Source organism: Zarconia navalis LEGE 11467 (assembly GCF_015207075.1).
Taxonomy (GTDB): Bacteria; Cyanobacteriota; Cyanobacteriia; order Cyanobacteriales; family Geitlerinemataceae; genus Zarconia; species Zarconia navalis.
Window position 1 is genome coordinate 1 of sequence record NZ_JADEXN010000147.1, and the last position, 9907, is coordinate 9907.

7 protein-coding genes and 2 pseudogenes are annotated in these 9907 nt (G+C 51.0%); 1 reads left to right on the top strand and 8 read right to left on the bottom strand.

The genetic code is table 11. The features are described from left to right. Nucleotides 1–77: 77 nt before the first annotated feature. The 4 genes and pseudogenes from bchB to recR all read right to left on the bottom strand — a co-directional run. Nucleotides 78–1604, bottom strand: a complete 1527-nt coding sequence (bchB, locus tag IQ235_RS09810; protein ID WP_264321293.1) for a ferredoxin:protochlorophyllide reductase (ATP-dependent) subunit B — start codon at nt 1602–1604, stop codon at nt 78–80. A gap of 413 nt (nt 1605–2017) precedes the next feature. Further along, nucleotides 2018–2377 carry a DUF6464 family protein gene (locus tag IQ235_RS09815; protein WP_264321294.1) on the bottom strand — a complete coding sequence of 120 codons (360 nt, stop codon included), beginning with the start codon at nt 2375–2377 and terminating at the stop codon, nt 2018–2020. Nucleotides 2378–2615: 238 nt separating this feature from the next. Then, a complete protein-coding gene (locus tag IQ235_RS09820) occupies nt 2616–4766 on the bottom strand; it encodes a polyribonucleotide nucleotidyltransferase (RefSeq protein WP_264321295.1) in 2151 nt (716 codons plus the stop codon). Nucleotides 4767–4877: 111 nt separating this feature from the next. Continuing rightward, nucleotides 4878–5471 (bottom strand): annotated as a pseudogene (gene recR / locus IQ235_RS09825) (recombination mediator RecR); the annotation flags it as partial. Nucleotides 5472–6077: 606 nt separating this feature from the next. On the opposite strand from recR, the gene IQ235_RS09830 reads away from it, so the two are divergent. Next, nucleotides 6078–6632 (top strand): L,D-transpeptidase, encoded by a 555-nt coding sequence (locus IQ235_RS09830; protein ID WP_264321296.1) that lies wholly within the window; start codon nt 6078–6080, stop codon nt 6630–6632. A 169-nt stretch (nt 6633–6801) separates the two neighbouring features. Here the strand turns inward: IQ235_RS09830 and IQ235_RS09835 are convergent, their stop codons facing one another. From IQ235_RS09835 to IQ235_RS09850, 4 genes and pseudogenes are all read right to left on the bottom strand, one after another. Further along, nucleotides 6802–7362: a DUF2808 domain-containing protein gene (locus IQ235_RS09835; RefSeq protein WP_264321297.1), complete on the bottom strand. Its 561-nt coding sequence runs from the start codon at nt 7360–7362 to the stop codon at nt 6802–6804. A 235-nt stretch (nt 7363–7597) separates the two neighbouring features. After that, a complete protein-coding gene (locus tag IQ235_RS09840; RefSeq protein ID WP_264321298.1) occupies nt 7598–8815 on the bottom strand; it encodes an ABC transporter permease in 1218 nt (405 codons plus the stop codon). Between the two features lie 78 nt (nt 8816–8893). Next, the gene (locus tag IQ235_RS09845; RefSeq protein WP_264321299.1) at nt 8894–9571 is read right to left on the bottom strand and encodes an efflux RND transporter periplasmic adaptor subunit; all 678 of its coding nucleotides are present in this window, start codon (nt 9569–9571) and stop codon (nt 8894–8896) included. Between the two features lie 3 nt (nt 9572–9574). Beyond that, nucleotides 9575–9907 (bottom strand): annotated as a pseudogene (locus IQ235_RS09850) (efflux transporter periplasmic adaptor subunit); the annotation flags it as partial.

A 9907-nucleotide genomic window follows, 5' to 3' on the forward strand; every position in this document is an offset into this window, starting at 1 on the left:
GGGCTAAACTTTCCCCGTTTCCCCCATTTCTCCCCCTTTCCGAACTCCGAATTCCGAATTCCGAATTCCGAATTCTCCTAAGCCCCAACCGCCTCTTTCGCGGCGTACATCACCTCGATCGAAATTTCGCTCAGATTCCGTTCGCGGGCGAATTTTTCGGTATTGCGCTTCACTTTACCCCGCACGAAGCCGGGAACCTTGTTCAACTCCGCACGCGCTTCTTTGGTCCAATTCAAATCGGAATCGGCAGACATGCCTTTGTGAATGACTTCTTTGGTATCGTGACCGCCGAAGATTTCGAGCAAATGGTCTTCCATACCTAGGGTAAAGGAATTGTAGACCAAATCTGCCACCTGATTGGTGCCTTCGTAGCCCAAAAACGGCTTGTAACCGATCGGGAAATTTTGGATGTGAATCGGAGAGGCAATCACGCCGCAGGGAATACTCAACCGCTTGCCCACGTGGCGTTCCATTTGGGTACCGAAGATGGCAGAAGGTTCGATACGGGCGATCGCATCGGCAATTTCGCCGTTGTCTTCGCTGATGAGCACTTCATCGCAATATTCGCTCACTTCTTTGCGGAACCAGTCGGCATCGTACTTGCAGTATGTTCCCGCCATGACGACGTGAATCCCCATTTCCCGCGCCAACACCTTCGTCATTGCCGCTGCGTGGGTGTTATCGCCAAATACCACGGCTTTTTTCCCCGTCAGGTTTTGGCAGTCGATGGAACGAGAGAACCAAGCTGCCTGGGAGACGAACCGGGTTTGGTTATCGATAAACTCTTCGTAATCGACGTTTGCCCCTTGGGCGTTGATAACTTGTTGGATTTTGCGGATGCACCGCGCGGTTTCGACGACCCCCATCGGCGTAATGTCGATGTAGGGCATCTCAAATTCTTTCTCGAGATACTTCGCTGCCATTAAGCCGAGTTCCCGGTAAGGAACCAGGTTAAACCAGGCGCGAGGCAAGTTCTGCAGGTTGTGGACGGAAGCACTTTCGGGAATGACTTCGTTGACTTCAACTCCCAAGTCTGCCATCAACCGTTTGAGTTCGATGCAGTCGTGTTGGTTGTGGAAGCCGAGGGTGGACATCCCGATGATGTTGACGGAGGGCTTTTCGGTTTTGCCTTCGGGAAGGTTGCCTTTTTTGCGAGCTTTTTTGATATAGTACTCAACGATTTGCTCTAAGGTGCGATCGGCCGCTTGCAGTTCGTTGACGCGATAGTGGTTCACATCAGCGAGCATCACATCGCCCTTGGAATCCATTTGAGCGCGATCGACAAAATTTTCTAGATCTTCTTGCAAAATGCTAGAAGTACAGGTGGGGGTGAGGACGATCAAATCGGGATTTTCTTCTTTGTCCTTGCGGGTGATGTTGTCCACCACTTTTTCCTGAGAACCCCGTGCGAGTACGTTGCGATCGACAACACTGGTGGTGACGGGGGTATAGTTGCGTTCCCGTTCTAACATCGATCGCATGACGTTAAAATAATCGTCGCCGATGGGCGCGTGCATGATGGCATGGACGTTTTTGAAAGAGCTGGCAACCCGAAGCGTGCCAATATGAGCCGGCCCGGCATACATCCAATACGCTAATTTCATACCGTAATTTTCCTCGTTTTATTCTAAAAAGTGCCCTGGAGAAAGATGGGGAGAACAGACTTAATTGAAATCGTTTTTTATTGTCTCACCTTCGGAGGTCGCCCTCAGTTTTTTTAACCCGGAGCTATGGTGCGATTGAAATCGCTGAAGTTCCTATCATAGCTGATATATAGCCTAAAACTAAGCCCGTATTTCGCGGGTTTTAAGTTGTCTGAAAGCAACGATTCTTAATGAGATGATAAATTCCTTCATATCATTTGATATTGATACCTCCCATCGAATGAGTGCGGTGAATTTCGACGGCAAGAATTGTAGTTTCTAAACTTATCTAAAGTTATATGAAATTGAGGAAAAATTGCTTTTCAAGAATACTTTTTTGAAGTATATTCCTAAGTTAGCTGGCGGCATCGAATTTATTCCGGTCTTGGCTGATAGTATCGACACCCCTGGCAGGGTCCTTCTGGATTCACGGCGCAACGGAAGAGTTCGGATCGCGCATTGTAGTTACAGTTAGCATCGCCTACCACCCAGCGACCGTCTACGAGACTTTTTTCATCGGGGCGGCGCGCGCATTGAACGTAAAGTGAAATTTTGTGGAGGCGGTAGCGACCGAATTTGAACTGATATCGATGGCGGCGTTCGAGGACGGCGTAGGTTTTGCCTTTGTATTCGAGATAGTGACCCGGTTGGGGATGCCAGTCTATACGAACTTTTCCCAGAGAGCGAGCGGATTTGGAGAGAATAATCTCCGTTGGTAGCGAGTCTGACTCCATAGCATCGATGTCGTGCAGTTTACATTTTTAATTACTGTACTCGATCGCGGCGGCTGGAAATTCTGAAGATGATGTTAAAGAGTTTGGGAAAAAGAGGGTGTGGGAGAGGGAGAGACATTAGAAGCGCCCCATTAAACGGGAGATGGGGAAAACGACTCTAAATGGACAATTAACAATCGAGAATCAACCATTCACTTTCCGATGCGTTCTCCCCTCTCCACATCTATATCCCTGTCCCTTAAGTCTCTGCGGCTTGTCGGGCGGCAGCAGCTTCATCGGGGTGGATGTTCAAGCGAGTGAGATTAATGCGGTTTTTGTTGTCGATTTCCCGCACTTTGACGATCGTCTCGTCTCCCACTGCCAGTTCGTCTTCCACTTTGCCAACCCGATAATCGGCAATCTGGGAAATGTGAACCATGCCTTCTTTGCCAGGGAGAAACTCCACAAAGGCCCCAATGGGGATAATCCGGGTGACGCGCCCCACAAAAACATCTCCCGCTTGAATTTTACGGGTCATACCTTGGATGATCCGACGGGCTTTCTTGGCTTTTTCGCCATCAACAGCGGAGATGGTAATTGTACCGTCGTCCTCGATGTCGATTTTGCAGCCGGTCTCTTCCGTAATTCCTTTAATCGTCTTACCGCCAGGCCCGATCACCATACCGATCAAATCGGGATCGATTTTGATGGTCATCAAGCGGGGGGCAAACGGCGATAGGTCTTCGCGGGGTTTGTCGATCGCCTCTAACATTTTCTCCAAAATGTGCATCCGGGCGGGCTTCGCCTGGTGGATGGCTTGGGCGATGGTTTCCATGGGCAGACCGGTAATTTTCATATCCATCTGCAACGCCGTAATTCCCGCATCCGTTCCGGCAACTTTGAAGTCCATATCCCCTAAGAAATCTTCGATTCCTTGGATATCGGTGAGGACGCGAACTTCATCTCCTTCCTTAATCAGACCCATTGCCGCCCCACTCACGGGTTTTGCGATTGGCACCCCAGCAGTCATCAGGGAGAGAGTCGAACCGCACACCGAACCCATAGAGGTGGAACCATTGGAGGAAAGAACTTCCGAAACCACGCGAATAACGTAGGGAAACTCTTCTTTGGGCGGTAGAACCGGCAGGATTGCCCGTTCCGCCAGTGCCCCGTGACCAATTTCCCGACGACCGGGCGATCGCATCGGTCGCGTTTCTCCCACGGAATAGGGGGGGAAGTTGTAGTGGTGCAGGTAGCGCTTTTCGTCCTGGGGATGGAGGTCGTCGCCGAGATCTTGAGCATCTCCGGGGGTTCCCAAGGTCGCCAGGGATAAGACTTGCGTCAAACCGCGATTGAACAGGGCACTGCCGTGAATCCGATTGGGCAACAGGTCTACTTTGCACGAAATCGGTCGCACTTGGTCGAGTTTTCGGCCGTCCACCCGGACGCCATCTTCAACGATCTGCGATCGCATCATTTGCTTGGTCACCGCTTTGAAGATTTTACCCAAAGCCTTTTTATTTTCGGTGGTGGCTAGGCGAATGGGGTCTTCTTCGGGCAACTCCTCAATGGAGGCGGCAATGGACTCTTTGACCTCATCTAATACCTCATCTCGACTGGTTTTGGTATGGTCGAAATTCGATAAGACTTGCTTGATGGGGGCAGTTGCCTTGTCCCGAACGAAGGTTTCGAGGGCGGTATTGACTTCGGGGGATTCTTCGGTAACCAACTCCAGCCCCAATTCTTCCATCAACTCTCGCTGGGCTTTAATCAGATCGCAGGCGGCTTCGTAGCCAAAGTCGATCGCCTCGACGATATCCTGTTCGGGCAACTGGCTTGCCCCGGCTTCGACCATGATTACCCCATTGGGAGAACCGGCGACTACTAAATCCAGATCCCCCGATCGAACTTCATCGTAAGTGGGATTGATGATAAAATCGTCCCCGAGCAAGCCCACGCGCACCGCTGCCATGGGCCCGTAGAAGGGAATTTTGGCAAGAATGACAGCGATCGATGCTCCCGTCACCGCCAATACATCCGGGGGAACCTGTTCGTCCATCGATAGCGTCGTGGCGACGATCTGAATGTCATCTCGAATCCACTGAGGAAACAGCGGACGCATGGGACGATCGATTAAACGACTGGTGAGCGTCACTTTTTCCGGGGGTCGTCCTTCCCGACGCAAGAAACCACCCGGAATTTTGCCAGCCGCGTACAGCCGCTCTTCATAATCGACGAGTAACGGCAAAAAATCGATCCCTTCTCTTCCGCTCGATCGAGTTGCCGTGACTAAAACTGACGTATCTCCTGATTCGACTAAGACGGAACCACCAGCTTGTGGGGCGAGTATACCAACTTTGAGCCGAATATCCCGTCCGTCAAAGGATATCGACTTTTCCATTTCTTTCATGCAGGATTTCTTCCTTCCCTAATATTTCTGACTTTTCTCTTGTTTGTCTGTAGGCCATCCTAACACCTGAGCCATAAACCGTGGGGACGAGTTTCCTTGCCGTCTGGGGCGTTAGGAGAGTTCTCGTCGTCCTTCTAAAGCCCGTGCCAACGTTACCTCGTCGGCATATTCCAAATCTCCTCCCATGGGTAGCCCAAAGGCAATTTGGGTCACTCGGGTAAAAGGTTTGAGCAGTCCGGCAATATAGAGAGCTGTGGTTTCACCTTCGACACTGGGGTCGATGGCAAGAATCACCTCTTGATTGTTACCATCGGTGACTCGTCGCACCAGCGGTTGGACGTTAATCTGTTCGGGTCCGATCCCATCCATGGGAGAAATTACCCCGCCCAAAACGTGATACTGACCCCGATACTCTCGCGTCTTTTCCAATGCAATCACATCGCGAGAATCTTTCACCACACAAATTGTACTGCGATCGCGGTTCGGATTCTGACAAATTTCGCAGACGGGTTCGGCCGACAGGTGAAAGCACACTTTGCACGCACCCACTTGCTTTTTAGCTTCCATTAAAGCCGCAGCTAGGGCTTCAACTTCGGCTTCGGATCGGCTGAGGATATGCAAAGCGAGGCGCTGGGCAGTTTTGGGCCCGACACCGGGTAGGCGTTGTAGTTGCTCGATCAAACGGGCGAGAGGACGGGTATAAACGGGATGCCTCCTGTTTGGTGGCTGTAGATTCTATCTAGTATAGGACAGGGGAAGGGGACTGTGACTCGCCACAAGTGACCCGCGCTCGAGTTTTTAGGAACTTGCCTATAAATAAAGTCTTCCGCTCGATCTGTCTTGGTAAATAGTTAAATATATGTGGTAGAGGTCAACGCCGCATTTCCCCATGGGTCTGTTCTCTTCGAGCACACCCCTGACTGGAGTTCAGACAGCATTCGGTCGCATTTCCCTAAGTTAAGCTAGAACTATTACCGCAGCCCAACGAGGCTAAAGTAATAAGTAATAAGTGGTACCGATTGACGGCTCGTGCAACTTTTTCCGAGGTCTTGAATTGACGTTGTTCGAGGGACTCTGAGTTGGGAGATTCTAGCCATTCGAAACGGAAAATAGAGGGTCTGCGGCTTTAAGTTGCACGCCCAGCGTTATCAAGACCGAATCAAATGGTAAAGCCTTTTGATTTGTGGAGAGAAAGTTGAAACCCATTCATTTTTTGAATCCTCAGAGTTTCAGCCCAGGTCAAACTTATTACCGATGGCTTAAAGTTTATTACTTGCGAACGAGCTCGGCCTTTTTACAAGCAACAAACCTATGTTTAGTCTCTCTTCTTCGATGCTTCGACGTTGTGTCACCCTTGCAGCAATTCAGACTGTTTTTAGTGTGGGCGCGATCGGTGTTTTGTCAGCACCGGGACGAGCTGCCTCCACAGCAACTCCTTTTGAGTCGGCCCAATCCGAACCGCAAAAACTCGCCCAAAGCATTATGGACGAGATTCGGTATCTTGAAAGTTCCGAGCAGCGGTGGATCGAAATCGATCTCTCGCAACAATTACTCACGGCTTGGTCGGGTTCGAGCCTGATGTATTCGACTTACATCTCTAGTGGCGTTGATTCCACCCCAACTCCCACCGGCGTATTTTCGATTCAGACAAAATACGAATCCACCCCGATGTCCGGTGCGGATTATTATGTTCCCGACGTGCCCTACGCGATGTTTTTCTACGGGAACTATGCCATTCACGGTGCGTATTGGCACGACTCCTTCGGCTATCCCGTCAGTCGCGGTTGCGTGAATATGCCGACTGGGGATGCAGAATGGTTGTACTATTGGGCGGCTTACGGAACGCCGGTGGTCGTGCATTATTAGATATCCCGAACAAAGGGGAGGGGGAAAGGGAAGAGCGATCGCTTTAGCTTCCCTTGCCTCTGGAACCCTCTACCATAAATGGATGCCGAGCCAACTGGATTTAAGATGATGGGAGCAAGACGCTCCGACTGCAACCTCTTAATCTTGCGCCCCGACTGGTTGGAGGCCATTACCGATCGACGAATCGCAAGCGACCGAAACCGAGGAACTGACCCTGACTCTGTTCTCCAGCGGGATAGGCCGTCACGCCGAAGAGGTAATTTCCGCCCAAGCCGGGATTTTGCTTAGATCTGAGGGCAACGGTGACGGTGTTGCCGGGGGTAACGGGAGAATCGAATTCGACAGTCACGGCATCGGGATCTTCGGACATTCTGCCAATGCTCGCAAGGGTCAGTTCGCGATCGCCTGTAAATGCTTGAATTCCACCGGTTTTATAGGAAATTTCCTCAATCCCTTCGTGAAGATCGATGGTTACTGCCCCTAAAGCTTCTCCTGCGTTTTCTGGAACTTCAATGGTGAAGTAATAGGTGGCGGGAGCGTCGGGACTGCTATCACTCGCATTGGCTTCGACTAAGCTGGGGGGTTGCTCGAATGCCATCTGTCCGTTACTCAGGCGCACGGCTTGGGCTGAGGGAGTATGGAGTAAACCGGAAACGCCGAAGAGTGCAGCACCGATACTCAGTTTTTGTCCGAATTGTTGCCAAAGGGAGGTAGAGGGGGTTGCAGACATGAGTTTTAATTTTTTACCCTGTGGGTGGTCAAGGACTTTTGTTACTTTTCATTCAATTCCATAAATCTGAGTTTTTGATGAAAATGCTTTAAACATCCACTGAAAGGTTTGGGAGGCTTCGGGGAAAACGGGAGCTTCGGAGGCTTGAGGACTCAATTTTTCCTGTGTCCCCCAATCCTCTCCTCTCCTCTCCTCTCCTCTCCTCTCCCTTGTCTCCCTTGTCTCCCCAGTGCCCCTACGCCGTTCTCAAAGCAACGATCGGATCGAGTTTGGCGGCGCGTTGAGCGGGGAAAACGCCGAAAAACAAACCGATACCGCCGGATACCCCTGTTGCCAGAGCGATCGCCACAGGGGAGACTCCAGCATCGAAGTCGCTGAAGTTGCTCACCGCCAGAATCCCACTCACTCCCACGCCTGTGCCGATCGCCCCACCGACGATCGACAAAATCACCGCTTCGATGGTAAACTGCACCAGAATATCCCGTGCCGATGCGCCGACAGCTTTGCGCAGTCCGATTTCTTGGGTGCGTTCGGTCACCGAAACGAGCATGATATTCATGATGCCGATGCCCCCGACGAGAAGAGAAATACTGGCGATCGCCGCGAGCATCACTTTGAGCGCCCCGGTAATTGCTCCTGTCGTTTCTTGTAAGTCCTGCTGGTTGCGGACGGTAAAGTCATCTTCGTCGGTAAATTGATGGCGCAGCCGCAGCAAGTTTTCAATTTGAAACTGTGCCGCGCTCATTTTATTTTCGTCTTCAATACTGACATTAATAAAGGTAACGCTCAAGCCGTAAGGGGAGTTTTTTCCCACGATACGATTGGCCATCGTGGTAACGGGCAAAAAGGCGGTTTCATCCAAATTCGTTCCAAAGCTAGACCCTTTCGGCTGCATTACGCCAATGACAGTAAAAGAAACATTTTTGATACGAATTTGTTCCCCTAGGGGGTTCATATTACCAAATAATTGATTAGCCAGTTCCGATCCGATCGCAACAACTTGTTGATTGCGTTTGAGATCTAAATTCGTCAGAAATCGCCCCCGCGCCACATCAAAATCTCGAACGGAAAGTAACTCTGGCGTTGTCCCGTAAATTAATGTCGAAACGTTTTTATTGCGATAGGTGACCAGTTCGCTGCTATTGAGTTGGGGGGCAACTTCTTTTACAGAAGGGACTTGTTCGGCGATCGCGATCGCATCCTCGAGTACCAGGGTTTGCGGAGAAAACACCGGACGACTCTGGGCTTCGGGACTGCCGGGTAAAATAAATAATAGATTCGATCCTAAGGACGACACTTGGTCGGACACAAATTTTTGCGCCCCTTCCCCCACACCAATCATGGCAATCACTGATGCATTGCCGATGATAATTCCCAGCATTGTGAGGCTACTACGCATTTTGTTGGCAACGAGAGTTTGCGCTGCCATTTTAAAGGATTCAAAAGTATTCATTTGTGTCGCGCGTAAATAACGGTATTCGATCGATAGATTGCAACTGGGAATCGATTTTTAGAGAGATGATTTTAGAGTTTAAAACGACTCGGGTTCTAAAATATCCTCTAACTTTTGTCCTTCGGGTAAACCTAAAAAGATTTGTTCTCCCGGCTCTACTCCGTCTAAAATTTGAATTCGATCGCCCACTGTCGGCCCGATGGTTACTTCTTGAAACTGAACTTCATCGTTCTCGTCGGGAATTAGGACTCCGGTTTGCCCTTTATTGGTAACGATCGCCACGGTGGGAACGACTAGTGCGTTATCGAGACGGTCGCCCAAAAAGGTTAGATCGACATTCATTCCCGATCGCAACTTTTCTAACCCCGTTTCAATTTCCAACCGCACTTCAAATACCGTCACGTCCCGATCTTTCACCGCTTCGGGGGCTACCAATTTCACCCGTCCGGCAAACACTTCATCGGGGTAGGAGTCGGCCACAACTTCCACTTCTTGACCGGGTTGAATTTGGCTGATATCCGCCTCTGGCACTTGGGCGAGAACTTCTAACCCCTTGGCGAGGGCGACGATGGAAGTAGACGTGGCCGATGCGGCACTCGATGCCGAGGTTGCTGGGGTGACAAACGCACCGGGATCGGCATACCGCTGGGTGATGATGCCAGCAAAAGGCGCGCGCACCCGAGTATCGTCGAGTCGGGTTTCGTATACTTCTACCTGGGCTTCGGCATCGATGACATCCGCTTCGGCGCGAGCAATTTCTTAGCGACGGGTTCCGTTTTGGAGGCGTTCCAAACGCCGCTGGACTTCAGTCACTCCGGCTTTGGCTTGCTCTAAATTGGCACTGGCGCGTCGTTCTTCATCGATAGCTCGATCGAGATCGCTACGAGAAATAGCGCCGTCCGCTTCCAGGCGGCGATTGCGATCGACATCGATGCTAGCCAAACTCAAACGAGAGCGGGCTTCATCGACTCGTCCCACGGCTTGAGAGACGCTCGCTTCGGCTTCGGCAATTTCTTCCCAGCGGCTTCCCGCTTCGAGTTGGGCCAGTTGCGCTTCAGATTGCCGCACTCGGGCGTTGGCTTGGTCTACCCG